Raw genomic sequence first — 26,838 nt, 5'->3', positions numbered from 1 at the left:
GCTTACGGCGTGTTGCGACCCCTCGCGTGGGAGTCCACAGCTTCAGGAGCGCTTGAGGTAAGGACGGCCCTCGAGGGCTGCGCGGTCGATCTCTTCCTGGTCCTCGACGAACGGGGTGCCGTGGGTGTGGAACGTCGGCACCGTCTTCATCCCCCAGGCCTGCCCTTTGGCGCGCTCGGCCTGACTCCACTCGACGACCGGCCAGTCGGGGTCGAGGATGAGACGCCCTTGTGCGGTGGCAAATTCGATGCGGTTCCCGCCCGGTTCCCATACGTAGAGGAAGAACGTCTGGTTGATCGCGTGCTTGTAGGGGCCGTACTCGATGTAGATGCCGTTCTCGAGGCAGATGTCGGCTGCCTTGAGGATGTCTTCCCGAGAGTCCGGGGCGATCGCGAAGCGGTGGAACCGGCCCCGCTGGTGCGTCCAGTCGTCGGAGTACACGACGTCGTACGACTTCTGGTTGAACCGGAACCACCAGGCCCCATACCGGCCGTCGTCGAGGCGCACCCGCTCGGACTCCCGCGACATCATGACATCGCGCCAGAACTCCCCCGCCGCGTTGACATCGCTCGCGAGGTAGTTGATGTGATCCATCCGCCGTGCGTTGATCCCCCGGCCGGGGTACGCGGATGCCTGGTTCTTCAGCGCCGGGCGATCCTCGTCATCCGGAACATAGTGCTCGGTGTCGTAGTACAGCGCCATGAGGTGGCCGTCGGGATCCTCGAACTCGAACGAGCGGCCCACACCGACCTCGGCATCCCGCCAGCCATGCCCGAGGCCGGATGCCTCGATCGCCGCCACTCGTCTCTCCAGAGCCTCCGGGCTCGATGCGCGGTAGAGAGTGCGACCCACGCCGTTCGTGTCGGACGCGGTGAGCTTGAGCGTGTACAGCTGGTACTCGTCCCAACACCGCAGATACGCCGAATCTCCGATGCGGGCGACCTCCCGCATCGCGCAGATGTCGCGGAAGAACCGGAGGCTCTCCTCGAACCGCGGAGTGAACAGTTCCACGGCGCCCAGGTGGGCAAGGTCGAAGTTCTCGCTCGTAGCCATGGGTGTCCTCTCTGACACAGCCTCTCTACCGATGCCTCCTGTCTATCATCGATTTACCTCTGGACATAGGTAAATTTTGCCCGTACGCTCTCGCTGACACCACCCGGACGAGGAAGTCGAGGAGACACCCATGGCCAAGAATCTGCAAGAGCTGCTGGACGAGAAGGGCGATACCGTCCGGATGCTGCGGGACTCGCAGCTCGGCACGTACATCTACCCGGTCGTCCCGGCCGAGTTCAGCAACTGGCGCCGCGAGCAGAAGGCGTGGCGCAACGCCGCCGTGCTCTACGACCAGAGCCACCACATGGTCAACTTCTTCGTGAAGGGACCCGACGCGCTGAAGCTGCTCAGCGAGACCGGCATCAACGGGTTCAAGAACTTCCCCGTCAACACGGCCAAGCAGTTCGTCCCGACGGCCTCCAACGGCGGCGTCATCGGTGACGGCATCCTCTTCCACGAAGCAGAGGGCGAGTACGTGTACGTCGGCCGCGCTCCCGGCGCGAACTGGCTGCAGTTCCACGCCGAGACCGGCGGCTACAACGTCGAGGTCCGCTACGACGACCGCTCCCCCTCGCGCCCCTACGGCCAGGCCGTGCACCGCGACTACTACCGCTTCCAGATTCAGGGCCCCAACGCCTGGGCGATCATCGAGAAGCTCGCCGGCGGCCCCGTCGAGCAGGTCAAGTTCTTCCACATGGGAGAGATGACGATCGCTGGCGAGAAGGTGCGCACCCTCCGTCACGGTATGGCCGGCGCCCCGGGCCTGGAGATCTGGGGACCGTACGAGCAGCACGGCAAGATCCGTGACGCCATCCTCGAGGCCGGCCGCGAGTTCGGCATCGAGCCCTGCGGCTCCCGCGCCTACTCCTCGAACACCCTGGAGTCGGGCTGGATCCCCTCGCCCCTTCCGGCGATCTACTCCAGTGAGGCAGAGCGCGCCTACCGCGAGTGGCTGCCCGCGAACAGCTACGAGGCCATCAACGCCCTGGCTGGATCGTTCGTCTCGGACAACATCGAGGACTACTACCTGAACCCCTGGGAGCTCGGCTACGGGTCGTTCGTCAAGTTCGACCACGACTTCATCGGTCGTGATGCCCTCGAGAAGATCGACCCCGAGACCCAGCGCAAGAAGGTCACTCTGGCCTGGAACGACGAGGACCTCACCAAGGTGCTCGCCTCCGTGCTCGACCGCGAAGGCCCCGGCTACCAGTTCTTCGACCTTCCCAACGCAAACTACGGCTCGAGCAACTACGACGCGGTCATCGACGCCGACGGCAACACCGTCGGACTCTCGCTGTTCACCGGCGTCACCGCCAACGAGAAGCGCGGCCTGTCGCTGGCCACGGTCGACCGTGACGTGCCCGTGGGCGCCGAGGTCCGGGTCGTCTGGGGCGAGCCGAACGGCGGGTCGGGCAAGACGACAGTCGAGCCGCACGAGCAGATCGCGATCCGCGCCGTCGTGAGCCCGGTGCCGTACGCGGTGACCGCACGCCAGGAGTACCAGGGCGGGTGGCGCACCACCGGGGCACTCTGACCCCGACGCGCTACGCGCACCACACGAACGAGGGGGCGGATGCTGCAGCATCCGCCCCCTCGTTCGTGTCAGAACCGACGCATCACGACGCGATGTGGATGCCTTCAAAGCCGCCCGGAAAGCCGCTGACGGCGGCAGAGACCGTCGCAAAGAACCAGTCCAGCGCTCCCGTGTGCTGCGGGGAGCGGCGACGATACAGGTGCAGCTCTACCGGGCCCAGAGCAAACGGCAGATCACGGATCACCAGCGGCCAACTGCGCGACCACCCGACGGCGAGAGTCTCGGGAATCGTGGCGATCAGTGTTGTCGACCGCGCCAGCAGAGGCGGGAGCGACGCGACATGCTGCACGCTGATTGCCGGAGGATCGCTCACGCCCTGACGGGCGTGCACGCCGGCCAGCAAGCTTGCGCTCGAATCGCCTTCGACCCACACTCGCCGCGCCCCCCGGTAGACCTCGAGAGTCATCTCTGTCTCGGCTAACGGGTTCTGGGCCGACATCACGACGCGGTACCCCTCGCGCTTGACGGTCTGCCGCTCAAAGGCGCCAGGCAGCTCCATGGGGGTGATGGCAAGGTCCACGGACCCCCTCGTGAGCAGCTCTTCGAGGTCTTCGCCCCGCAGCGCACTGACGGCGAGCCGGGCGCGCGGCGCCGCGGCAGCCATGGCCTCCCCGATCGCGGGCAACCAGCCGATCTCGCCCAGTTCTGACAGGGCTATCCGAAACGTGCGCTCGGAGGTGGAGGGATCAAAGCCGGTCACGGCAGCCAGCGTCCGATCGATCACGGACAGACCCTCGTGCAGCTCGGGATAGATCGCCTCGGCGAGGGCCGTGGGGCGCATCCCCTGGGCAGTGCGCTCGAACAACGGATCACCGAGCTCCCGCCGCAGCCTCGCCAGCGACTGACTGATCGCCGACTGCGTCACAAAGAGCCTGCGCCCCGCCGCCGTAAGGCTGCCGGACTCGTAGATGGCCACGAAGACCCGTGTGAGGTTCAGGTCCGTGAGCATAGGTGTCCTCGCGGTGCGCTGAGATGAGGACTACTCATAGTGGCATTAGCAGAGCTCATGCTCAGAGGCTATTTGATTCAGTACTGCTTGGGATAGCGTCTCCCCGGATCGGTGCGTATCGCGGCGATCCCGTAACAAAGGAGTTCACATGACCGAGTCCCTTGCCGCCGCGATCGCGCGCGCCGGAGGCCCCGTGCAGCTTCTGCGCAACGCGCAGGCGCGGCCCACGATCTTTCCCGTGACGGCGGAGTTCAGCAACTGGAGATCAGAGCAGCAGTCCTGGCGCAGCACTGTCGCGCTGCTGGACCAGTCGCACCACATGACGGATCTGTTCATCCGCGGCCGCGATGCCCTGCGTCTGCTGAGCGATCTCGGCGTGAACAGCTTCGCCCGCTTCGAAGTCGACAACGCAAAGCAGTTCATTGCCGTCAACAACGAGGGATACCTCATCGGTGACGCGATCCTCTTCTACCTGGCCGAGGAAGAGTTCGACCTCGTCGGCCACCAGATGGTGATCGACTGGGTGCAGTTCCACGGTGAGACCGGGGACTACGAGGTCACCTTCGAGCGTGACGGCAACTCGATCGTGCGCGCGGGCAACCCCACGCTGTACCGCTACGAGTTGCAGGGACCGAACGCACTGGAGCTCATGGAGCGCGTCACCGGCGCACCAGTCCCCCCCACGCGGTTCTTCCACATGGCCACCTTCACGATCGACGGCATCACCGTGCGATCGCTGCGCCACGGGATGGCGGGACAGCCCGGCTTCGAGCTCTTCGGCCCCTGGGAGGACGGCGACCGCGTCCGCGAGGCGCTGCTGCGCGAAGGCGCATCGCTCGGGCTGGTCCGGGTCGGCTCCAAGGCGTACTCCTCGGCGAACCTCGAGTCTGCATGGGTGCCCTCCCCGCTGCCGGCGATCTTCACCGGAGCCCACGCAGAGCGCTACCTCGAGTGGCTTCCCGCCACCAGCGCCGGGTCTTTGGCCGGGAGCCTCAGCTCCGACCGGATCGAGGACTACTACGTCACCCCGTACGACCTCGGCTATGGCCGCAGTGTCGCCTTCGATCACGACTTCCTCGGCCGGGAGGCCCTGGAGCGTATCGCCGAGCAGCCCACCCGCGTCAAGGTGACCTTGATCTGGAACCCCGACGACGTGGCGGCGGCCCAGCGATCCCTGCTCGAGCCGGGCGTGCCGGCAAAGTACATCGACTTCCCGAAGGCGCGCTACGGCCTCTACCAGGTCGACCGCGTCCGGGCGAACGGTCAGGATGTCGGAATCTCGCACGATGCCGGCTACATCACGAACGAGCAGGTGTTCGCATCCCTGGCGAGCCTCGTTCCGGATGCCGCGGAGCCGGGCACCGAGGTCGTGGTGGTGTGGGGTGAGGAGCCCAACTCCGCCAAGCCCGCCGTCGAGCCACATCGTCAGGTCGAGATCCGCGCGACGGTTGCTCCCGCGCCCTATTCGTCGTACGCCCGCGAGAACTACCGTCGGGACACCTCAGCAGCATCCAGCTGACCTGCGGGAGGTCATCGCCGCCGCGCGCTAAGCCACACCGCGCGGCGGCGATGACGCACGACGCCCCGGGTCGGGGTGTGTCTCGAGGTAGGCCAGCGAGCGCAGCGAGGTCGAAACGAGCGGATGAATGCCGTGCGGCTCGTCGCGACCGGTGGTTCCCGCGTCCGGGAGATAGGCATCCCGCAGCGCCTCGGTGATCTGCCGAGCGGCAACCGACAGCAGTTCGACGATCCCCTGAATCGGCGCCCCGTCGTTGGGTACGACGACTCCCAAGCCCGCGTAGACCACCCCGTGAGGTCCTACGACCGGCACGGCGATGCCGCGGGACTCCTCGTGGATGAACCCCTCTGCGCACACGTAGCCCTCTCCGCGGACGCGACGCAGCAGGTCGCGCAGACTCGCCTCGTCACGAGGAGTGCTCGCGGTGTAGCTCGGCCATCCGGCAGCCACGACCTCATCGACAAGCCCCGGCTCGGCATGGGCGAGCAGAACGAGGCCGCTGGAGCTCACGGGGAGCGGGATCCGGCCGCCGATCAGGGTGGCGTTCACGACCGCGTCGCGCGTCGACATCCGTTCGACGAACAGCACGTCGAGCCCGGCGAGCACTCCCAGCTGTGTGTGCTGGCGCACCCGCGAGTGAACGGCGGCCAGCCACGGCTTTGCCAGCTCCCGCAGCCCGATCGCTCCCGGGGTGCGCGATGCGAACTCCCACAGGCGCACGCCGAGACGGTAGGACTTGTCGGGGAGCCGCTCGAGCAGCCCCTCCCGCTCGAGTTCGCCGACGAGGCGGTGCGCTGTCGAAGCCGACAGGCCCGCCGCGTCGGCGATCTCGGTGAGCGTGAGGAAGGGTCGCCTGGCTTCGAAGGCGTCGAGGATCTTCAGGTGCTTATGCAGCACCGACTCTCCGGCCGATCCCCGCGCCATGGCATCCTCCTCGATGACGCCACGATGCTACTCGCGTTGCTCAATCGTCGGCGCGATAGACCGTACGCGCGTACTCGTGGTACGGCGCCGGCGCGACCGTGGCACGGATGCGTACCTGCCGGTGTTGCGCGTCGACGCTGTGCTTCTGCGAGATGGGGTCTTCCCCCCAGACGACCTCGACGACCTCACCGTCGGCGATGTCGACATCCAGGGTCGCGAGCGACATGTAGAGCTGGTCGTAAGCGATATAGCCCGCATCGGTCGAAATGCCGACGCGGCGACCATCCAGCAGCACCTCGTCCATCTGGTAGAGGCCGTAGCGGGCCTTCGGGAAGTCGAGGAACTTCGCGGGGATGCCGGGCTCCATCTGCGAGCGCACGACATCGGCGACATCGTTCGCATTCCACAGCAGGGTGACCTTGCGGCGCGTCGGATTCTCGGCGAGCTTCTCGAGGGCTTCGCGACCGTGGAAGTCGTGATCGAACCGGACCGAGCGACCGAGCCCCAGGTCGTAGGGCGTCATGTAGTAGTCGTGGATGTCTTCGCTGAAGAGCGATCCGCCGATCGAGCCGGCGCGGTCGGCAGGAAGCCACTCCCGATACTCGGCGAAGTCCTCGTCGAAGATGGCGGGGAAGGGCGTGGGGACCCATCCGGATTCGAGCGGGGTGGCCGAGTAGGCCTTCGCACCGACGCGACGGATGCCGTGCTCAGCACCTGCCTCCATGAGCGCGTTCAGGACGATCTCGTTGTCGTCCCAGGGACCGTAGAACTCGAAGCCGGGCTGACCGGCCATGCCGTGGCGCAGCGCCTTGACGGGACGCCCGGCGATCTCGACATCCCCGATGTGGAAGAACTTGATGTCGGGGGCAGGTCCGCCGAAGACCTTCTCCATGACGAGGTCCGCGTTCGGCCCCTGCAGCTCGTAGCGGTAGAACGTCGGCGGACCCTGACGCATGTGCGAGTTGCCCTCGAGCCGGTGGTGAACGTCTTTTCCGGCCGCCTGGGCCTTCTCGGCGTTGAATCGAACCCAGTCGATGAGCAGGTGATGTCCGATGAGCACGAGTCCCTCGGGCGCATCCTCGTTGTAGAACAGGATGCCGTCGCCGATGAGGTAGCCGTCCTTGTTCACGGAGATCAGCTGCTTCGCGACCCCGGGACGGAACGTGCCGAACGTGTTCGGGGAGATGCTCGAGAGCAGCGGAATGAGATCAGCACCGCCGAGGAACAGCTGGGTCATGTGGTGCGACTGGTCCATGAGCGCCACCGTGCTGTTCCACGCACGCTGTTCATCACGCCAGTTCGTGAACTCGGGTGCTACCGGGAACGTGAACGCCGGCCAGTTCTGATTGCGCATCAGAGTTACGGGGCTCCCGGCGCCAGCAATGGCCACGGCAAGGGATTCGGATGTCATCGTCGACCTTTCCTATCGATGTGGCGCCATGCTAGGTCGGCCTCGTTACGCCGACGGTGATGACTTCCATTGAACAGAATCGGGATCGATGGGGCTCGTGAGCGGCGCCAAGATGGGGGCGTCGGACGTTTCCTCGTCACGATCTGGGCACACCCGCGGTGGCGTGCAACCAAAATCGTTGACAATCCTGAGGTTGGGTCGTAGCGTCCGAGACAGGTCGTGGCACTGGCGCCACGGGGAGGGATGGGCGATGGCCGCTCGACTGACACTGCGAGACCTGACTCTCCGTTTCGGCGGAATCAGCGTGCTCGAAAACGTCAGCTTCGACGTGGAGCCCGGCCTCATCTTCGGCCTCGTCGGCCCGAACGGCGCGGGCAAGACGTCCCTGTTCAACTGCATCAGCGGTCACTACAAGCCAAGCTCGGGGTCCATCCTGATCGACGACGAAGAGGTCATCGGATCCTCGCCCGCGACGCTCGCGCGGCATGGGCTCGCTCGGACGTTCCAACACCCTGCCCTGCAGCTCGAGTCGACCGTGTTGGACAACGTCATGCTCGGAGCGCATACCCGGATGCCGGGCGGGCCGATCGCATGGTCTCTGCGGCTGCCCATGACGGGACGTTCCGAGAAGCAGATGCGATCGGAGGCACGCGAGGTTCTTGCGAAGGTCGGCCTCGACTGGGCGGCGGACATGCATGCCGACGAGCTCTCGCACGGACTGCACAAGGGAATCGAGCTTGCCCGAGCTCTGATGTCACGCCCACGGCTGCTGCTGCTGGACGAACCCGCAGCCGGACTTCCGCATTCCGAGGTCGAGCATCTCATCGAGCTCATCCGCGCGATCCGCGCCGAGGCCGACATCACGATCGTCGTGGTGGAACACCACATGGGACTGATCGCGGCCCTCACCGACCGCGTCGTCGTCCTCGACCATGGCAGGAAGCTCGTGGAGGGTACTGCGGCCGAAGCACAGTCCGATCCTCGCGTCATCGAGGCCTACATCGGGAAGGAGGCGGGCGATGACGCTGCTTGAACTCGAAGACGTCACCGCGTTCTACGGACCCGTCCAGGTGCTCGAAGGCGTCTCCTTGAGCGTTCCCGACGGCGGCGCTGTCGGCATCCTCGGGGCGAACGGGGCGGGCAAGACGACGACGCTGCGCGCGATCACGGGGGTGGTGCGCGCCGGCGGACGAATCATGTTCGATGGCACAGACATCCGCGGAAAGCGCCCGGAGCAGGTAGCCGCCCTCGGGATCGCGCATGTCCCCGAGGGCCGCGGAACCCTCGCAGATCTGACAGTTCGCGAGAACCTGCGGGTGGGCGCCTACCTGCGTAAAGACCGCAAAGGCATCGAGAAGGACATCGACTACCTGCTCGAACTCTTCCCGAACCTCAAGGAGCGGATTCGCTCGCACGGCGCGGCCCTCTCGGGCGGCGAACAGCAGATGCTCGCCATCGCACGCGCCGTCATGGCGAAACCTCGCCTCATCCTGCTCGACGAAGCCTCGCTGGGCCTGGCTCCCAGCACTGCCAAGAGCGTCTATGAGGCGATCGCGCGGCTGCGGGCCGAGTCAGGTATCGCCATGGTCGTCGTCGAACAGAACGCAAATCTTGCTTTCACCGTCGTTGATTCCGCAACAGTTCTCGAGACCGGGCGCAACGCGCTGACCGGCACCACGTCCGAACTCAAGGGCATGGACGAGATCCGACGCGCATACCTGGGGGGCTGACGGATGGGAACCTTCGTCCAACTCGTCGTCGACGGGCTCTCGACGGGCTCGATCTACGCAGCGCTCGCGCTCGCGATCGTCCTGGTTAACCAATCGACGGGACTCATCAACTTCGCCCAGGGCGGGATGGCGGTTCTGGCCGCCTACGTCGCATACACGCTGACGCAGGTCGGCCTTCCGCTGATTCTGGCGATCCTCGTCTCGGTACTGTTCGCGTTCGTCTTCGGAGCGATCGTCGAGCGGTTCCTCATGCGCCGCTTCGAGGGCGGCGATCCAGACACCGCTGTGGTCGTCACGATCGGCCTGCTGACGCTGATCACGGGGTTCGTGGGGTGGATCTGGTCGTACAACAACCTGCTCTTTCCCTCGCTGTTCCCGCTCGATACGGTGAGCTTCCTCGGCGCGGTGATCAGCGTTCGCTCCCTCGGCACGATCTTCGTCATCGTGGCGATCATGGGTCTCCTGCAACTGCTGTTCGTCGGCACGAAGCTCGGCCTGGCCTTGCGCGCCGTGGCGATCAACCCGCAGTCGGCCGCGTTCTCGGGGATCGCCGTCGGCCGGATGCTGATGGTCGGATGGGGTCTGGCGGCAGGGCTCGGAGCCGTAGCCGGAGCGCTCGTGGCGCCGCAGCTCACGCTCACGCCCGGAATGATGGACTCCGCGCTGGTCTACGCCTTGGCGGCCGTCATCCTGGGTGGTCTTTCGAGCCCGATCGGAGTCGTCATCGCCGCGTGGCTCATCGGAGTCCTTGAAAACCTCGCGGCAGTGTACGTGCCTTTCATCGGCCACGACATGAAGATCGCGGTGCCCTTCATCCTGATCTTCGTGGTGCTGCTCGTGCGACCACAGGGACTGTTCGGACGCAAGACGGTGGTGCGCGTGTGATGACCTCGACAACCGATTTCACGATCCCGGCTCGCGGCACAGCGCGACCCTGGGTGCGCTGGGTCATCATTGCAGCGATCGCTGTCGCCCTCATCGTGGGACCGCTGATCCTCCCCGAGTTCGCGAACCAGACCGCAGCCCGCATCGGCGTCTTCGCCGTCGCGGTACTCGGCCTCAACGTCGTGATGGGCTACGCCGGGCAGGTCTCGCTCGGTCAGATCTTCTTCGTCGGCCTCGGAGCCTACGTCACGGCGTACGGCGTCACGCAGGACTGGAACATCATCCTGGTCTTCGCGCTCGCGTGCATCCTGCCCGGCGTCGTCGGGCTCATCGTGGCCCTGGCGGCAAGCCGTCTCGGCGGGCTTGCGATCGCGATGGTCACGATCGCGCTCCCGATCGTCGGTGTGCCCTTGGCCAAGCGCCTCTCGGAGTTCACCGGCGGATCGCAAGGGATCTCGGCGCGCTTCTCGGCAGCGCCCGAGTGGACGGGGCTCTACAACGACCAGTGGCAGCTCTACATCGTCATCCTGATCACGGTGATCGTGTTCCTGCTCACGCGAAACCTCGTGCACGGCAAGTTCGGTCGCGCGCTGGCCATCGTCAAATCCAACGAAGCCGTCGCGGCATCCATGGGAATCTCGCCCTACTGGTACAAGGTGCTTGCGTTCACGATCGCGTCGGTCATCGGTGGCGTGGCGGGATTCATGTACATGGTGGTGGTGCAGTACACCTCGCCCGAGACCATGAGCTTCGCGCACTCCATCTCCCTCCTGGCGGCGATGGTGATCGGCGGGGCAGGAAGCATCGTCGGCTCCCTCCTCGGCGGCGCCTACTACGTGCTTGTTCCGCAATGGACGAACCTCATCAACCCCAGCATGACGGCGTTCTTCCAGGGAATCATCCTGCTCGCGATCCTCTTCGTTCTGCCCGGCGGCCTCGCCTCGCTCCCCCGCACGGTGCGGCGCCTGACCAGGCGCGCCTCCGGATCGGGGAGGCCCTCCGAATCGGCGGGCACGCCACCCACCCGTTCTGACACACCCTCCCAACCAACACCAGAAGAAAAGAGGCACAACACATGAGCACTCTGCGCACCAAGGCGCGGGTCACCTCCGTCGTCGCGGGCATCGGCATCGTCGCCCTGCTCGCGGCCGGATGTTCCCGCGGCGGGGATTCCGGTGGCGGCGAGAGCACCGATGGTGCCGTCGCCAACAGCCCCGGCATCACCGACACAACCCTCACGCTCGGCGTATCGACGCCGCTCTCGGGCGCCACAGCCGGCCCCGGCACCTGCACTGTCGCGGGACTTGCCGCATATATGGGTGCCCGCAACGCCGAAGGCGGCATTGAGTTCGGCGACGGCAAGACCCGCACCATCGAGGTCAAGTCGTACGATGACGCCTACGACCCGCAGAAGGCACTGGCGAACTTCCAGCAGATGGTGGCCGACGACGTGTTCGCAGCCACCTCGGGCCTCGGGACTCCCACGAACCGTGCGTGGCGCGAGGCCGCGATCGACGAGGAGTTCCCGCAGGTGCTGATCATGACCGGCGATCCACTCTTCTCCGACCCCGAGGAAAGCCCGTGGCAGCTCGGCTTCGTGCCGGTCTACCAGAACGAGGGCGCGGCATTCGGTGAACTGCTCGCCGAGTCGGGTGACCACAAGGTCGCGATCCTGTATCAGAACGACGACTACGGCCAGGGCTACGTCGAGGGCTTCAAGGAGGCCGTGGCGGGCGCCAGCAACATCGAGATCGTCGGCGAGCTGAGCTACGAGGCCACCGACACGTCGGTCGATGCTCAGCTCACCGAACTCGCTGCCACCGGCGCCGATGTCTTCTTCAACGCGATGTCGATCACCCCGCTGGTGATCTCGTCGCTGCAGAAGGCCCAGGAACTCGGATGGCTCCCCAGCTGGTTCCTGCCCTCGAACACCTCCAGCCCGACGGCGATCCTGCAGCCGGGCAACGCGGTGGCCTTCCCCGGCGTCTACTCCGTCTCGTTCTCGAAGGCACCGGCAAGCCCGGCCTTCGCCGAGGACGAGGATGTCGTGACCTTCCTCTCTGACCTCAAGGAGTACGGCAACTACCCCGACCCGCCGGCGTTCCCGCACTGCATGTGGAGCTACATGATCGGTGCGACGCTCGAGCAGGTGTTCCAGAACATGACCGAGCCCACGCGCGACGACTTCATGCTGCACCTGCGTGAGGTCACCGACTTCGAGGCGCCGCTCATGCTTCCGGGTACCGCGGTCACCACGACAGTCCCCGGTGAGCCGGCGGTCTCGAGCGTGATCGTCCAGAAGTACAACGGCACCGGGTACAGCGACGCCGACAGCATCGGCTGACCTCGGTATCTGGAAGGGGCGGTCCGGGCTCTCCGGGCCGCCCCTTCCTGTCGGGTCAGTCAGTCCGTGAGGCGTGGCGCAGTCAGTCCAGCGTCCGCAAGACCTCGATCACACCGGCCAGGTGAACGCGCATTGCCGACTCGGCAGCGTCGGGATCTCGGGCGACGACGGCGTCGATGATCGCAGCGTGTTCATGAACGGAATCCAGCCCACGCCCCGGATGCAGGGCAAGGCGGAACTGATGGCGCGCCGACTGCGCACGAAGGCGTTCGAGGAGGAGGACCGCCGTGTGATGCCGACTGATCTGCTGCACACTCTGGTGCACCGCGTTTTTCAGTTCGGAATAGGTCAGGTGGTTCCCGGACTCGGCGGCGGCAAACATGTCAGCGCGCAGTCGTCGCAGACTGGCGATCTCATCGTCGTCGACGAGCTCTGCAGCCTTACGTGCGCAGAGGGCTTCGAGTCCCATCCGCACCTCGGCGATTTCCACCGCCTCGTCGATCGTGACCGAACGCACGCGGGCGCCCTTGTTCGGCATCCGTTCGACGAGCCCCTCGCTTGACAGCGTCAACAGGGCGTTGCGGACGGCGGATCGCGACGCGCCGAACTGATCGCTGATGTCGGCTTCGATGAGGCGCTGGTGCGGCGCATAGCGTCCGGTCTGGATCGCCTCGCGGATCTGCCCGGTAACGTCGGCGCTCGAAGCACCCTGGACTGACATCGTCGTCATCGACGCATCCTCCTTGAGTCGACAATAGTGTCTGCGCAGGAACTGTCGACGATTTCTTTCACGATCTCGGTGCGGATCCTCACCCGACGTCATCCGCCGGGTGAGCAGAACAACCAGCGCGGAGTACGGTCGTAGTTAGCCCCTCCCCCGAATCGAGGTCTCGATGTCGCGCGCTGATTCGCGTCCCGCCCGCCGTGGTCGTCGCACCCCCGAAGAAGGCCCGCGCGCGACGTTCCGCCAGCTGGTGCCCTTCCTTCTCGAGCATCGGAACGTGCTCATCGTGGTCGCGATCCTGAGCATCATCGGCGCAGTCGCCACTCTCGCCCAGCCCGTGCTGGTCGGCCAGGTGATCACCCGCGTTCAGGATCAAGTCCCCCTCGGATGGCTGGTGTGGGGAATCGTCGCGCTCGTGGTCGCGGCGTCCCTCATCTCCGGGTTCCAGCACTACCTGCTGCAGCGCACCGGGACTGCCGTGGTCTACTCGAGCCGGCGACAGCTCGTGGCCCGCATCCTGCATCTTCCCATCCGGGAGTTCGATGCCCGCCGCACGGGCGACCTCGTCTCCCGTGTCGGTACCGACACCACGCTGCTCTACGCGGTCCTCACGCAGGGACTCGCGGATGCCGTCGGCAACTCGCTCCTCTTTATCGGCGCCCTGGTCGCGATGGCCCTGATCGACCCGCTCCTGCTGCTGCTGATTGTCGTCGTCATCGGTCTGTCGGTCACCGTGGTCGTGATCCTCAGCGGCAGGATTCGCCGCGCCACGGGTGAGCAGCAAGAGAAGGTCGGCGAGCTCGCGTCGTCAGTGGAGCGCGCTGTGAGTTCGATACGGACGGTGCGCGCCGCCGGCGCCACCGACCGCGAAGTCGCAGACATCACGGGTGTCGCGACGGAGGCTTACGGCGTCGGCGTGCGGATCGCGAAGGTCTCGGCGCTCGTCGTTCCTGTCGCGGGTATCGCCCTGCAGGTCTCGCTGCTGGTCGTCCTGGGCGTCGGCGGGTTCCGCGTGGCATCCGGCGCGATCGAGATCGCGAGCCTGGTCACCTTCATCATGTTCCTCTTCCTGCTCGTCGGCCCCCTCGGGAGCTTCTTCGGCGCCATCACCTCGGTGAACCAGGCCCTGGGGGCTCTCGGCCGCATCCAAGAGATCCTCAATCTGCCGGTCGAGGATGCCGACGACGCGCGGCTCGCGGCATCCGTCACGGAGTCCTCCCCCGCCCGTTTGCCGCAACACGCCGCAGGCTCAGACGCCGACGATCAGTTTGCGGCAATCGAATCGCCGGCGATCGAGTTCCGGGATGTCTGGTTCCGCTATCCCGAGGCCGTTGTCGCCGCGCGCCGGAAGGCCGAAACTGAAGCACGTGCGGTGCTCGAGAGTGCGCATGTCGACACCTCGGTGATCGCACTCCCGGGTGACGGCGAGGGCGACGCGGATGCCGAGTCCGGCGCGCAGGCGCAGTCCGAGGCATCCGATCATGCTGGCGAGGTGCTGCGCGGCGTCTCGTTCCACGTCCCCCGCGGGTCGCGCGTGGCGATCGTCGGCCCGTCAGGAGCCGGTAAGAGCACGACGCTCGCGCTCATCGAGCGGTTCTACGACCCGACAGCCGGCGCGATCCTGCTGGGCGGCGCCGATATCCGGACACTCCCGCGCGAACAGCTGCGCGCGCAGCTCGGCTACGTCGAACAAGATGCGCCGACCCTCGCCGGGACGATCGCGCAGAACCTGCGCCTGGCCTCTCCCGAGGCGACGGATGCTGATTGCGAGCGCGTCCTCGACGCGGTGAACCTGACCGAGGTGCTGGAGCGCAGTCCGTTGCGCCTGGAGGCTCCGGTGGGCGAGAACGGCGTCATGCTCTCGGGCGGCGAGCGTCAGCGGCTGGCGATCGCGCGTGCCCTGCTGGCAGCTCCCCCCATCTTGCTGCTGGACGAATCGACATCATCTTTGGACGGTCTCAACGAGCAGCGGATGCGGGATGCCATCGACGCCGTCGCAGCAGAACGGACCCTCATCGTCATCGCCCATCGCCTGTCGACGGTCGTGGACAGTGACCTGATCGTCGTCATGCAAAACGGCGAGGTGATCGGCCAAGGGACCCATGGTGAGTTGGTCGAGTCGACACCGCTCTATCGCGACCTCGCCCGCCACCAACTGCTGGTCTGACCCGCGTGCGCTGCGGTCAGGCTGATCTGAGGCGGTACCGAAGCGCCGCGAGCTCGGCGTTCAGCTGAGCCGGGACGCGGCCATCGAAGACGCCGTAGAACTCTTCGGTGAGGTCAGCCTCGTGCAGCCACGAGGCCGGATCGACCGCGAACAGCTCATCGAGGTCTTCCTGCGGAACCTCGATGCCCTCGAGGTTGAGGTCCTCGACGCGCGGCAGGCGCCCGATGGGGCTGTCGAGCGCCGGCACCGTCTCGTCGACGCGACGGATGATCCACTCGATGACACGCGAGTTGTCGCCGAATCCGGGCCAGAGGAAGCGGCCATCCGCCCCCTTTCGGAACCAGTTGACCTGGAAGATCCGCGGCGCGCGATCGAACCGCAGCTGCTGGCCCATCTTGACCCAGTGGCCGAAGTAGTCGGCCATGTTGTAGCCGCAGAAGGGCAGCATCGCGAACGGGTCGCGACGCAGTTCACCGACCGTGCCCTCAGCAGCCGCGGTGCGCTCGGACGAGATCGTCGAGCCGAGGAAAACCCCGTGAACCCAGTCGGTTGCCTCGACCACGAGCGGAACGTTCGTGGCGCGGCGTCCGCCGAACAGGATTGCGTCGATCGGCACGCCCTGGGGCGCATCCCAGTCGTCCGCGATCTGCGGGCACTGGTCTGCGCGAACGGTGAAACGGGAGTTCGGGTGCGCGGCGGGACGCCCGGATGCCGGGGTCCAGGGGTTGCCTTCCCAGTCGATGAGTTCGGCGGGAGCTTCGTCGGTCAGTCCCTCCCACCAGACATCGCCATCGGGCCGGAGCGCGACATTCGTGAAGATCGTGTTACCCCACAGCGTTTCGACAGCCGTGACATTGGTGGACTCGCCGGTCCCGGGTGCCACGCCGAAGAAGCCGGCCTCGGGGTTGATCGCCCAGAGACGCCCATCCTCGCCCGGGCGCAGCCACGCGATGTCGTCGCCGAGCGTCTCGACGCGCCATCCGGGAATCGTCGGGCGCAGCATCGCGAGGTTGGTTTTGCCGCACGCCGACGGGAACGCGGCGGCGAGATGGTACGCCTTGCCCTCGGGGCTGATGACGCGGATGAGCAGCATGTGCTCAGCCATCCACCCCTCGTCGCGGCCGATGACCGATGCGATACGAAGCGCGAAGCACTTCTTGGCGAGGATGGCGTTGCCGCCGTATCCGGAGCCGTACGACCACACCTCGAGGGTGTCGGGGAAGTGCACGATGTACTTCTCGTCGTTGCACGGCCAGGCGACATCCTCCTGACCGGGCGCGAGCGGCGCACCCACGGAGTGGACGGTCTTGACCCACGGCGACCCGCCTGCGATCTCGCGCAGGACGTCGGTGCCCACACGCGTCATGATGCCGATCGAGGTGACCGCGTAGGCACTGTCGGTGATCTGCACACCGATGTGCGACAGCGGTCCAGCGACGGGTCCCATCGAGAACGGCACGACATACATCGTGCGCCCGCGCATCGAGCCGTCAAACAGCGGAGTGATGGTGCTACGGATCTCGGCGGGGGCCACCCAGTTGTTGGTCGGGCCGGCGTCTTCTTCCCGCCCCGAGGCGATGAAGGTGCGCGCCTCGGTGCGGGCGACGTCGCTCGGGTGAGAGCGGGCGAGGTACGAGCCCGGGCGCCACTCGGGGTTGAGCTTGATGAGCTTGCCCTGTTCGACCTGCTCGCGCAGCAGCGCCTCGTTCTCGGCACGGGAGCCGTTCACCCAGTGGATGCGGTCGGGCTTGGTCAGCGCAGCGATCTCATCCACCCACTCGATCAGAGCGTCCATGCCGGGCCCGGAGATCGACGGCAGCTCGCCGGATGCCGACGCGGGCGCCGAAATAGTGGGGCGAGTAATGTCAGCGATGGCCATTGTCTCTCCTGTGGGCGACGTCGTCAGGGTTCATTCTCCACTTTCCCGCACGCGAAGCGGGGTTTGAAGCCGTCTACCCCCATAAGAACCCCGATTCTTTCGCTAGCATCAAGGAATGGCACCCACGAACCTCGAACTGGTGACACTCGGGCACCGCATCCGTCACGAACGGGTGGCTCGCGGCTGGACGCTCGATGAGTTGGGTGCACAAGTGGGGGTCGCGGGCAGCCAGCTGAGCCTCATTGAGAACGGCAAGCGCGAGCCGAAGCTCTCGCTGCTGCAGGCAATCGCCCACGCGACGGGCCTGGAGGTCACCGATCTCCTGGCCGCTGAACCCCCGAATCGCCGTGCGGCGCTGGAGATCGAGCTGGAGCGCGCACAGGCAAGCCCCGTGTTTCGCAGCCTCGGCATCCCACCGGTCAAGGTCACCAAGGGGATGCCGGACGAGACGATCGAGTCGATTCTCGGACTGCACCGGGAGCTCGATCGCCGCGAGCGGGAAGCGATCGCGACGCCCGAAGAGGCGCGCCGAGCCAACACTGAGCTTCGCCTGCGGATGCGGGAGCGCGACAACTACCTTCCCGAGATCGAGAAGCTTGCCGAGAAACAGCTCGCTGCGGCCGGACACGTCTCGGGCGCGCTCACCCACCGCACTGTGAGCATCATGGCCGAGCGCCTCGGGTTCGAACTGCTCTACGTCAACGACCTTCCCCGGTCCGCGCGGTCGGTCACCGATCTCGAGAACGGCCGCATCTATCTACCCCCCGCATCGATCCCCGGCGGCCACGGGTTGCGCTCCATGGCTCTGCAGGCGATGGCGCACCGGCTGCTCGGACACCAGCGGCCCACCTCGTATGCCGACTTCCTGCAACAGCGCCTGGAGATCAACTACTTCGCCGCCTGCTGCCTCATCCCCGAGACCAATGGCGTCGCGTTCCTACAGCAGGCCAAGAAGGACCGCAACCTTGCCGTCGAGGACTTCCGTGACGCATTCGGCGTGACCCACGAGGCGGCTGCGATGCGGATGACGAACCTGATGACGCAGCACCTCGGCATCCGTCTGCACTTCTTGCGCGTCGACGGATCCGGGGCCATCTCGCGCGTCTATGAGAACGACGACCTTCCCCTGCCCATGGACGTCACAGGGGCGGTCGATGGGCAGATCGCGTGCCGCAAGTGGTCGGCCCGCGCTGCCTTCTCGGAGCAGAACCGCACGACCGAGCATTACCAGTACACCGACACTCCCGCCGGGACGTTCTGGTGTGCCACACAGACCGGCACCACAGCCGACGGCGAGTTCTCGATCAGCGTGGGCGTTCCGTTCGACGACGCCCGCTGGTTCCGCGGTCGCGAGACGACCAAACGCGCGGTCTCTTCGTGCCCCGACGAGGCGTGCTGCCGCCGGGCGCCCTCGGAGCTCACCTCTCGCTGGGAGGGCAAGGCGTGGCCGAGCGCCCGCGTGCACATGCAGATGTTCACCCCGCTCCCCCGAGGCAACTTCCCCGGCGTCGACGACTCCGAGGTGTACGCCTTCCTGGAGCGCCACGCCTGACGCGGCATCCATCCCTGGGATCCGCCCCAGGACTTGTGGGCGCGGATTGTCGTCTCGACTCGATATATGGGCGCAAACTGTCGCCTCAAGCCCCGTAAACGACAATGCGAGCCCACTCTTCGCCGCTGGGACCGCGCGCGGGGACTAAGCAGTGATGCTCAAGAGGCCGGCATGGGCTCCTCCCCACATCCAGGTTCGGCGCAGGATGACACGAGTTGCCCGAGCGGCCAGCCACAGGCGCGGCCCGCCCCGGATGCTGATCGGATGCCGCGCCACCACACCCCGCTTCCTCCGACACTGTCCGGCCCATTCGCCTACGCCGAGGCACGCGTGATGGGTGTGAGCCCTCGGCGACTGCGTGCGTCCGATCTCGAGCGCCCGTTCCACGCCACTCGGATTCGTCCCGAGGCCGCGCCACGCTCCGCGTTCGAGGGTCCGCAAGCGATCGATGGCCGAGCCCGCGCCCGGGTAATAGATCGGGCCCGCGCATACAGCCGCGTGATGAGTCGACACGGGTTCTTCACGGGGATGACCGCAGCGGCGCTTCTCGGGTGTCCGCTTCCCAACGGCTTCGACGCTGACGCTGACCTGTCGGTTGGCATCATGCACCCGCATCGGGCAGCGCGAGCGCGAGGCGTGGCCGGCCTTCAGACGCGCGAGCACCTTGCGTACGTGATGGATGTCGAGGGCTTGCGTGTGACCACTCCAGCCTCGACCTGGGCGATGCTCGGCGGAGAGCTGTCAGAACGGTGGCTCGTGATCATGGGGGACCACTTCGTACGCGTTCCTCGCGACCATAGGGGTCGCGCCATGCCGAACGCGCGACTGGCCACGCCCGCCCAGCTGGAGGCAGCAGCACTCGCGCCAGGGAGGCGGCACCGCAAAACGCTCCTTCGTGCCCTGACGCTGGTGCGTGTCGGCAGTGCCTCTCGGCTCGAGACCGAGTATCGACTGGATGCCGAAGCCGCGCGACTGCCCGACATGGAGCTGGATGTCGAGCTCCGCGATGCAGGCGGAGCGCTGATAGCGATTGTCGACGGCATGCATCGAGCATTCGGCGTGATCGTCGAAGTCGAAGGCGATCACCACCGGACCGATCGCGCCCAGTGGAATCGCGACATCGACAGAACGGCGGCACTGGCGGCGCAGGGGTGGGAGGTCGTTCGCCTGACCTCTCGACGCATTCGTGACGGGAGCGCGACGTCGGTCGTGGCAAGCGCTCTCCGCCGCCACGGCTGGGTGGGACCGCGGGACCGCTAGCAGCGACGTATCCCGGCTGACCCGGTTGCGGCATCCGTGGCAGGGTGGATTCGTGCGCGCCTGGCTGATCCGCTTCGTGACTCTCTACGTTTTCGACGTCGTCGTGCTGCTCGTGATCGGTCTGATCATGCCGCAGGTCTCGGTCGGGTGGTCGGTGCTGTGGGCGGCGGTGATCCTCGCCCTGGCAACGCTCTGGGTCAAACCAGCCTTACGACGATGGTTGGGAGGCCGCGCCGAACGGTCAAGCCGAGACCTCACACGGACTGGCGCAAAGCTCGTTCAGGGCACCATCGTGCTCATCGTCGCAGCAGTCGTGTGGGTGCTCGTGGTCGTGCTCTCCGGCGTAAGCGTCGCTGGCTTCTTCTGGGGCTGGGTCATCCCGCCGGTGCTGTTTGTCATCGCATGGCTCATCTACGACGCCATCGATGACCGCCTCGAAGCGCACGCTGGCCGTCTCTGGGACGGCGCCCGCGGGCGCGACTCCCACGGCGGCTAGGAGTCCGCGCCACCATCTGATCCGGCATCCGCGTCGGATCTGTCGCCCTGCACGTGGGCGCCGCTCGCAGACTCGGCAGCGGCAACGCCAGCCGGGCCGCTACGGAGCCACGCGAGGATGAAGATGACCAGTCCAGCGATGAGCGCAGCGATCACCCAGAGCACGATGAGGTAGTCCACCCACGAGCCGATCGGCGGCGAGCCGGGGAGGAAGTTGCGCAGCGGGATCGTCGCGAACAACATCGCGCCGAACCAGCCGAGCATGGTCGCCTCAATCTTGCGGCGGCCCCGGTAGACGGTGATCGCTGCGGTCAGGACGAGAACAGGTGCGATCACCATCAGCGTCAACAGCACGACGCCGAAAGCGATCGTGGATGCCGCGCGCGTGATGGTGAACTGCACCCCGAGGGTTGTGATCAGCCCGTCCTCGGTGGCCATAGCGGGCAACTCCACCGCCTGGGCGGTGACATTCCAACCCGGGACTCGACCATCGACCGCGAGTTCGTACGGGATCGGCACGCCCTCACCGTCCGCAGCTTCGCGCAGCGGCACGATCATCGTGTCAGTCGTGTACCTGTCAAACGGCCACTGCTCGATGAATCCGTCGAGCGTGAGCGTGACGGTCTCGGCACCCACGACCTCGTCCGCGCCGTATGTGATCGTGCGCGACCCGTCGGTTCCGGTGACCAGGACGTGCACCGTTTCGTCCATCGAGAACTGGTCGGACGAGTAGGACCCGAGGTCGGGACCGGGCGTGATTCGCAGTGTGAGGTGGCTCGCCGCACCGTCAACGTCGGCAGGAGTCAGGGTGAGCACGAGCGGTTGCCCAGAGCCGCCGCTAGCCACAGACGCACGCTCGATGCGTCCACCTGATGCGTAGAGCAGAACCACGACGACGTACAACAGAACGAGGGCGAGGATGCCGCCCACCATCGCCGCACGGCGGCCGCGGCGTCGCGCAGGAGTCGAGGACGTCACGGCGTCATTGTGCCAGAGCGAGGAGGCCGCCGCGCCTCGCCCCGGCGGTCCAATTCAGCGGGCCAAGCGTTCGGCGGTCTCCACGACGTTCGCGACGAGCATCGCGCGGGTCATGGGTCCGACGCCGCCCGGGTTCGGCGAAAGCCAGCCGGCGACCTCCGCAACGGCTGGATCGACATCCCCGGCAAGCTTCGCGCGCCCGGTCTCGGTAGTTCCGACGCGGGTCACGCCGACATCCAGCACTGCAGCGCCCGGCGCAATCCACTCGGGCTTTACCAGGTGCGGCTGCCCGACGGCGGCCACCACGATGTCGGCTCGGCGCACCTGCGCCTCCAGGTCAGGAGTGCGTGAGTGAGTGAGGGTCACGGTCGCGTCGGTGCCCTTGCGGGTCAGCAGAAGCCCGAGTGGGCGACCGACGGTGATTCCGCGCCCGATGACGGTGACGTGCTTGCCTGCGATCTGCACGCCATGACGGGTGAGGAGTTCGATGATCCCGGCGGGTGTGCACGGCAGAGGTGCAGGTACGGCCGTTGCGGGGTCAACGCCCAGGACGAGCCGGCCGAGGTTCGTGGGATGCAGGCCGTCGGCATCCTTGTCGGGATCGATCAGCTCAAGGATGGCGTTCTCATCGATGCCCTTCGGCAACGGCAGCTGCACGATGAACCCGGTGACGGCAGGATCCGCGTTGAGCGCACGGACGGCATCCGCGATCTCGTCCTGTGTGGCGGTAGCGGGCAGTTCGATCGCGATCGAGGCGACGCCGACTTCCGCGCAGTCGCGGTGCTTGCCGGTGACGTACGAGCGCGAGGCACCGTCATCGCCGACGAGTAGTGTCCCGAGGCCCGGCACGATGCCCCGCGCCGCGAGGGCAGCGACGCGGTCACGAAGCTCCCCCTTGATCGCAGCGGCGGTCGCGGTGCCATCGAGTAGTTGTGCAGTCATTCGCGTCTCCTGTCGTCATCCCGTGACCTCCGCGTCCGGGACGGATAACTACGTCCATAGGTATTCTACGGGCGCAGGGTCGCGTCATCCAGACCCGGATGCCGCGCCCGGGCCCGCGTACGGTCTCTACTGCGACAGGCCCGGGTAGAGCGGGAACGCTGCGGTGAGGGTCGCAACCCGCGCACGCAGCGCATCGATGTCGGGGTTCGGCAGCAGCGCGAGCGCGATAATGTCGGCGACCTCGGCGAACTCGGCGTCCCCGAAACCACGCGTCGCCAGGGCCGGCGTCCCGATACGCAGGCCCGACGTGACCATCGGCGGCCGCGGGTCGTTGGGTACGGCGTTGCGGTTGACGGTGATCTGGATCTCGTGCAGGAGATCCTCCGCCTGCTTGCCGTCGATCACCGCGTTTCGCAGGTCAACGAGCACGAGGTGCACATCGGTGCCACCCGAGCGAACAGCGATGCCGGCATCGGCCACATCGCGCTGCGCGAGCCGGTCGGCGAGGATCTTCGCCCCGCGCACGGTGCGCTGCTGCCGCTCACGGAACTCCGGGGTCGCAGCGAGCTTGAACGCTGTCGCCTTCGCCGCGATCACGTGCATGAGGGGGCCACCCTGCTGCCCCGGGAAGACCGCCGAGTTGATCTTCTTCGCGAGCGCCTCGTCGTTGGTCAGAATGAACCCCGAACGCGGGCCGCCGATGGTCTTGTGAACCGTGGATGAGACGACGTGCGCGTGCGGCACGGGCGAGGGGTGGACGCCACCAGCAACCAGACCCGCGAAGTGAGCCATGTCGACCCACAGCAGCGCGTCGACCTCGTCGGCGATCTCGCGGAACCGCGCGAAGTCCAGCTGGCGCGGGTACGCCGACCATCCCGCGATGATGACCTGCGGACGGTGTTCGAGCGCGAGGCGACGCACCTCGTCCATGTCGATGAGGCTCGTCTCGGGGTCGACCCCGTAGGCGACGATGTCGTACAGGCGACCGGAGAAGTTCGCCTTCATGCCGTGCGTGAGGTGTCCGCCGTGGTCGAGTGACAGACCGAGGATTGTGTCACCGGGGCGGGCGATCGCGTGCAGAACAGCCGCGTTCGCGGTGGCACCGGAGTGGGGCTGCACGTTCGCGTACGCGGCCCCGAACAACTCCTTTGCCCGGGCGATCGCAAGCTCTTCGGCGACGTCGACTTCTTCGCACCCACCGTAGTAGCGCTTGCCCGGGTATCCCTCGGCGTACTTGTTCGTGAGCACCGAGCCCTGCGACTGCAGGACCGAGACGGGCACGAAGTTCTCGGACGCGATCATCTCGAGGTAGCTCTGCTGACGGGCGAGCTCCCGGTCGAGGACCTGAGCGATCTCGGGATCGACTTCGGCAAGGGGGGCGGTGAAGAACGAGTCGCTCATGGCGTTGTGCTCCTTGTGCTGCGGGGCGGGGACGACGGCTTCGGCAGGGGTTCCGTCTCGACCCAGGCGTACGGTCGAGTTCCGTGTCGGTCGCTCCCCGGTGGTCATCCACCTCAACGCCAGTCGCGACACCCTGAGCATACCGGATTGAACTCAGCCCTCGATCCGCGACAGGGCGGTTGATAGAGTGTTTCAACGCTATTTGTTAGGACTCTTTACATGACCGGGACCCAGCCCCGCGATGCAGCCGCCTCCGCCTGGCCTGTGCCGCTCCCCCGCGACGTGGTAGCGGGCGAGGGACCGGGTTTCACGCTGCGAGCGCGGACCGCTGTCACCGGCGACCGGACCGTGATCGGCATCCTCACGAACCTCGTGTCTGCGCGAACGAACGGCGAGGTCAGCCTCGATTCCACCGCGACAGGTCCCGGCATCTCGCTAGCGGTCACGGATGCCGACACTCCCGAGTCCTACCGGCTGATCGCCTCGGCAGATGGCGTCGAGGTGACCGGTTCTGACGCTGCGGGACTGTTTTACGGCATCCAGACACTGGCGCAGGTGATCGAGCAGATCGACGACGTATGGCGCATCCCGGCCGTGGAGATCGCCGACGCGCCGCGCTTTGCGTACCGGGGCGTCATGCTCGATGTCGCGCGCCACTTCTTTCCCGTCGAGGTGGTGCTCGGTGTTATCGACCGAGCCGCGCAACTCAAGCTGAACCACCTCCATCTGCACCTGAGCGATGACCAGGGGTGGCGGATCGAGATCCCCTCGCGCCCGGAGCTGACCATGCTTGCATCCGGTAGCGCCATCGGTGGGGATGCCGGCGGCTTCTACACTGCCGAGGACTACGCCCAGATCGTGGCGTATGCCGCCGCCCGCCACATGACCGTCGTCCCCGAGATCGACCTCCCCGGACACACTCACGCGGTCGGCCTCGCCTACCCCGACATCGTCGAGGCTCCCGTGCTCTCGGAGCACATCAGCGAGGTCGTCGAGGCCTACGGCAGCACCCTTCCGGTCGCGGGCCAGCCCTACGAGGGCATCGCGGTCGGCTTCTCATCGTTGCGGATCGGCACGCCTGCCACCGAGGCTTTCGTGACGGATGTCGTCGCCGACCTCGCCGCGATGACTCCCGGACCCTACCTTCACGTCGGAGGGGATGAGGCCCTCGGCACGGATCCAGGCGACTACGCCGCGTTCGTGAGCCTCGCGTCGCGCATCGTCGCGGATGCCGGGAAAGTGCCCGTGATGTGGCACGAGGCCGGTGCGGCCAGTGACCTGCATCCCGGAACGATCGGCCAGTATTGGGGATTCGTCTCGCCCATCGACGGTATGGACGAGAAGGCCCGGGGGTTCGTCGCGCGCGGCGGGCGCCTGATCCTGTCGCCTGCCGACGCGGTCTACCTCGACATGAAGGATGCCGTGGACTCGGAGCTGGGCCTCACCTGGGCGAACGGTGTCACAAGCGTCGAACGCGCGTACGCGTGGGAGCCGGGAGCGGTGCTCGACGGGGTGGCCGAGCGCGACATCCTGGGTGTCGAGGCCGCCCTGTGGACCGAAACCGTGCGCAGTCCCGACGACATCGACACACTGATGTTCCCGAGGATCGCTGCTGCAGCCGAAGCCGCGTGGTCGCCGGCAACCGGCGAGCACCCCCTGCGTACCTGGGAGTCGTTCCGCGAAAGGGTCGGCGGGCTCGCTCGGTTGTGGGCCGCCCTCGGCATCCATTTCCGCCGCTCGCCCGAGATCCCGTGGCACGACGAGGAGGCATCGTGAGCGCCACGATCATCCACAGCGCGCGGCTCGTCTCGGACGGCGCTGAGACCCGCGACGCCTGGGTCGAGATGCAAGGCGGCACTGTCGCGGCGGTGGGAGAGGGAGCGACCTGGCGGGCGCGCGCCGCCGCGGCGACGGTCATCGACGCGCGGGAGCTCGCCGGTCGGGGCGCCGTGCTGGTGCCGGGGTTCGTCGACATCCACGGTCACGGCGGCGGCGGATACTCGTTCGAGGGCGGTGAGTCAGACATCCGGGCAGCCCGCGCGCTGCATCTGGCACACGGCACGACGCGGGCCGTTCTCTCGCTGGTTTCGGGCTCGCTCGAGCACCTGACCGCACAGGTCGCGCGGATTGCAGCGATGACACAGACGGATGCCGGCATCCTCGGCTCCCACCTCGAGGGCCCGTTCCTGGACCCGGGCCACCGCGGCGCGCACGACCCCGCCGCTCTGCGCACGGCAACGCCGGACGCCGTCGCCACGTTGCTGGCGGCCGGTTCCGGGACGATCCGGCAGGTGACCCTGGCGCCAGAGCTGCTGGGAGCATCCGGGGCGATCCTCGCCTTTCGGGAGGCTGGTGTCGCGGTCGCCGTCGGCCATACCGATGCCGATCTCGAGGCAACTCGCGAAGCGTTCGAGGCCGGCGCGAGCATCCTGACCCACGCGTTCAATGCGATGCCTCCCCTGCACCATCGCACGCCGGGGCCGGTCGGTGCGGCCACCGCCGACCCTCGCGTGACGCTCGAGGTCATCGCCGACGGCGTACACGTGCATCCCGAGCTCATCCGGATCCTGTTCGCCGCGGCGCCGGGACGGATCGCGCTCATCACCGACGCCATGGCCGCGGCGGGCGTCGGTGACGGCCGGTATGGGCTCGGTGAACTGGATGTCGAGGTCGTCGACGGGGTGGCACGCGTTGCGGGAACCAGCACAATCGCGGGGTCGACCCTCACGCAGGATGCCGCGCTTCGCGTGGCCGTCAAGGCTGGCGTCGACCTGCCCTCGGCCCTCGATGCGCTTACCCGCGCCCCGGCGGCTGCGATCGGTGTGGCGGATCGCCACGGCAGCCTGCGCACCGGTCACGCGGCCGACGCCGTGCTACTGAACGCCGGACTCGATCCGTGCGCAGTGTGGCTCGATGGCCACCGCATGCGCTGAGGCACGGGAGAGTGGGCGCGAACTGTCGCATCCCAGCCCAGAAGCGACAATTCGGGCCCACCTTTATGCCGTCGTAGCGACCACACGCGCTCACGCTG

The 26,838-nt window shown here is 66.8% G+C and carries 22 protein-coding genes and 1 riboswitch; of the genes, 13 read left to right on the top strand and 9 right to left on the bottom strand.

Translation table 11 applies throughout. The features are described from left to right. Nucleotides 1–42: 42 nt before the first annotated feature. Entirely contained in the window at nt 43–1,053 is a 1,011-nt protein-coding gene (locus BGO47_RS10220; protein WP_292711577.1) for a VOC family protein, read from the bottom strand. Nucleotides 1,054–1,183: 130 nt separating this feature from the next. On the opposite strand from BGO47_RS10220, the gene BGO47_RS10215 reads away from it, so the two are divergent. Beyond that, nucleotides 1,184–2,587: an aminomethyl transferase family protein gene (locus BGO47_RS10215; protein ID WP_228179162.1), complete on the top strand. Its 1,404-nt coding sequence runs from the start codon at nt 1,184–1,186 to the stop codon at nt 2,585–2,587. 82 nt (nt 2,588–2,669) lie between these two features. On the opposite strand, the gene BGO47_RS10210 is transcribed toward BGO47_RS10215, so the two are convergent. Continuing rightward, nucleotides 2,670–3,596, bottom strand: a complete 927-nt coding sequence (locus tag BGO47_RS10210; RefSeq protein ID WP_292711574.1) for a LysR family transcriptional regulator — start codon at nt 3,594–3,596, stop codon at nt 2,670–2,672. Nucleotides 3,597–3,744: 148 nt separating this feature from the next. Here BGO47_RS10210 and BGO47_RS10205 point away from each other — a divergent pair, with 148 nt between their 5' ends. Beyond that, on the top strand, nt 3,745–5,115 hold the full coding sequence (locus tag BGO47_RS10205; RefSeq protein WP_292711571.1) for an aminomethyl transferase family protein: 1,371 nt from the start codon (nt 3,745–3,747) through the stop codon (nt 5,113–5,115). 27 nt (nt 5,116–5,142) lie between these two features. On the opposite strand, the gene BGO47_RS10200 is transcribed toward BGO47_RS10205, so the two are convergent. Beyond that, the gene (locus tag BGO47_RS10200) at nt 5,143–6,039 is read right to left on the bottom strand and encodes an IclR family transcriptional regulator (protein WP_292711568.1); all 897 of its coding nucleotides are present in this window, start codon (nt 6,037–6,039) and stop codon (nt 5,143–5,145) included. A 40-nt stretch (nt 6,040–6,079) separates the two neighbouring features. Then, on the bottom strand, nt 6,080–7,450 hold the full coding sequence (locus BGO47_RS10195; protein ID WP_292711566.1) for an aminomethyl transferase family protein: 1,371 nt from the start codon (nt 7,448–7,450) through the stop codon (nt 6,080–6,082). Between the two features lie 250 nt (nt 7,451–7,700). Between BGO47_RS10195 and BGO47_RS10190 the strand changes: the two genes are divergently transcribed. Genes BGO47_RS10190 through BGO47_RS10170 form a run of 5 tightly spaced genes read left to right on the top strand, consistent with a single transcriptional unit; the run spans nt 7,701 to nt 12,409 of the window. After that, nucleotides 7,701–8,483: an ABC transporter ATP-binding protein gene (locus tag BGO47_RS10190; protein WP_292711564.1), complete on the top strand. Its 783-nt coding sequence runs from the start codon at nt 7,701–7,703 to the stop codon at nt 8,481–8,483. Next, a complete protein-coding gene (locus tag BGO47_RS10185; protein WP_292711561.1) occupies nt 8,470–9,180 on the top strand; it encodes an ABC transporter ATP-binding protein in 711 nt (236 codons plus the stop codon). The genes BGO47_RS10190 and BGO47_RS10185 overlap by 14 nt, the downstream gene beginning before the upstream one ends. Before the next feature lie 3 nt (nt 9,181–9,183). After that, nucleotides 9,184–10,065 carry a branched-chain amino acid ABC transporter permease gene (locus BGO47_RS10180; protein ID WP_292711558.1) on the top strand — a complete coding sequence of 294 codons (882 nt, stop codon included), beginning with the start codon at nt 9,184–9,186 and terminating at the stop codon, nt 10,063–10,065. Next, entirely contained in the window at nt 10,065–11,144 is a 1,080-nt protein-coding gene (locus BGO47_RS10175; RefSeq protein ID WP_292711556.1) for a branched-chain amino acid ABC transporter permease, read from the top strand. Before BGO47_RS10180 ends, BGO47_RS10175 begins: the two co-directional genes overlap by 1 nt. Next, nucleotides 11,141–12,409 (top strand): ABC transporter substrate-binding protein, encoded by a 1,269-nt coding sequence (locus BGO47_RS10170; protein WP_292711553.1) that lies wholly within the window; start codon nt 11,141–11,143, stop codon nt 12,407–12,409. Before BGO47_RS10175 ends, BGO47_RS10170 begins: the two co-directional genes overlap by 4 nt. An 82-nt stretch (nt 12,410–12,491) precedes the next feature. On the opposite strand, the gene BGO47_RS10165 is transcribed toward BGO47_RS10170, so the two are convergent. Beyond that, nucleotides 12,492–13,139 carry a GntR family transcriptional regulator gene (locus tag BGO47_RS10165; protein WP_292711550.1) on the bottom strand — a complete coding sequence of 216 codons (648 nt, stop codon included), beginning with the start codon at nt 13,137–13,139 and terminating at the stop codon, nt 12,492–12,494. A gap of 163 nt (nt 13,140–13,302) precedes the next feature. Between BGO47_RS10165 and BGO47_RS10160 the strand changes: the two genes are divergently transcribed. Next, nucleotides 13,303–15,300, top strand: a complete 1,998-nt coding sequence (locus tag BGO47_RS10160; protein WP_292711547.1) for an ABC transporter ATP-binding protein — start codon at nt 13,303–13,305, stop codon at nt 15,298–15,300. Nucleotides 15,301–15,316: 16 nt separating this feature from the next. Here the strand turns inward: BGO47_RS10160 and BGO47_RS10155 are convergent, their stop codons facing one another. Beyond that, nucleotides 15,317–17,179: a phosphoenolpyruvate carboxykinase (GTP) gene (locus BGO47_RS10155; protein WP_292711544.1), complete on the bottom strand. Its 1,863-nt coding sequence runs from the start codon at nt 17,177–17,179 to the stop codon at nt 15,317–15,319. A gap of 115 nt (nt 17,180–17,294) precedes the next feature. Here BGO47_RS10155 and BGO47_RS10150 point away from each other — a divergent pair, with 115 nt between their 5' ends. The 3 genes from BGO47_RS10150 (at nt 17,295) to BGO47_RS10140 (ending at nt 20,487) form a co-directional block, all read left to right on the top strand. Further along, nucleotides 17,295–18,731 (top strand): XRE family transcriptional regulator, encoded by a 1,437-nt coding sequence (locus BGO47_RS10150; protein ID WP_292711541.1) that lies wholly within the window; start codon nt 17,295–17,297, stop codon nt 18,729–18,731. Nucleotides 18,732–18,995: 264 nt separating this feature from the next. After that, on the top strand, nt 18,996–19,991 hold the full coding sequence (locus BGO47_RS10145; protein ID WP_292711538.1) for a DUF559 domain-containing protein: 996 nt from the start codon (nt 18,996–18,998) through the stop codon (nt 19,989–19,991). A 52-nt stretch (nt 19,992–20,043) separates the two neighbouring features. Then, entirely contained in the window at nt 20,044–20,487 is a 444-nt protein-coding gene (locus BGO47_RS10140; protein ID WP_292711535.1) for a hypothetical protein, read from the top strand. On the opposite strand, the gene BGO47_RS10135 is transcribed toward BGO47_RS10140, so the two are convergent. The 3 genes from BGO47_RS10135 to glyA all read right to left on the bottom strand — a co-directional run bounded on the left by BGO47_RS10135 (nt 20,484) and on the right by glyA (nt 23,807). After that, on the bottom strand, nt 20,484–21,464 hold the full coding sequence (locus tag BGO47_RS10135) for a DUF4436 family protein (RefSeq protein WP_228179156.1): 981 nt from the start codon (nt 21,462–21,464) through the stop codon (nt 20,484–20,486). The genes BGO47_RS10140 and BGO47_RS10135 overlap by 4 nt on opposite strands. Before the next feature lie 54 nt (nt 21,465–21,518). Next, on the bottom strand, nt 21,519–22,406 hold the full coding sequence (locus BGO47_RS10130) for a bifunctional methylenetetrahydrofolate dehydrogenase/methenyltetrahydrofolate cyclohydrolase (protein WP_292711528.1): 888 nt from the start codon (nt 22,404–22,406) through the stop codon (nt 21,519–21,521). Nucleotides 22,407–22,532: 126 nt separating this feature from the next. Further along, nucleotides 22,533–23,807, bottom strand: coding sequence for a serine hydroxymethyltransferase (gene glyA, locus BGO47_RS10125; protein WP_292711526.1), 1,275 nt, complete (start codon nt 23,805–23,807; stop codon nt 22,533–22,535). 53 nt (nt 23,808–23,860) lie between these two features. Next, a riboswitch (ZMP/ZTP riboswitch) is annotated at nt 23,861–23,944 on the bottom strand. 82 nt (nt 23,945–24,026) lie between these two features. Here glyA and BGO47_RS10120 point away from each other — a divergent pair. Both BGO47_RS10120 and BGO47_RS10115 read left to right on the top strand, forming a co-directional pair. After that, complete coding sequence (locus tag BGO47_RS10120) at nt 24,027–25,583, top strand: family 20 glycosylhydrolase (protein ID WP_292711523.1); 1,557 nt, start codon at nt 24,027–24,029, stop codon at nt 25,581–25,583. Beyond that, nucleotides 25,580–26,740 (top strand): amidohydrolase family protein, encoded by a 1,161-nt coding sequence (locus tag BGO47_RS10115; protein WP_292711521.1) that lies wholly within the window; start codon nt 25,580–25,582, stop codon nt 26,738–26,740. The genes BGO47_RS10120 and BGO47_RS10115 overlap by 4 nt, the downstream gene beginning before the upstream one ends. Nucleotides 26,741–26,838: the final 98 nt, after the last annotated feature.

This window comes from Microbacterium sp. 67-17, assembly GCF_001898325.1.
In the GTDB taxonomy this organism is placed as follows: Bacteria; Actinomycetota; Actinomycetes; order Actinomycetales; family Microbacteriaceae; genus Microbacterium; species Microbacterium schleiferi.
This window is presented reverse-complemented; position numbering and strand designations above follow the sequence as displayed.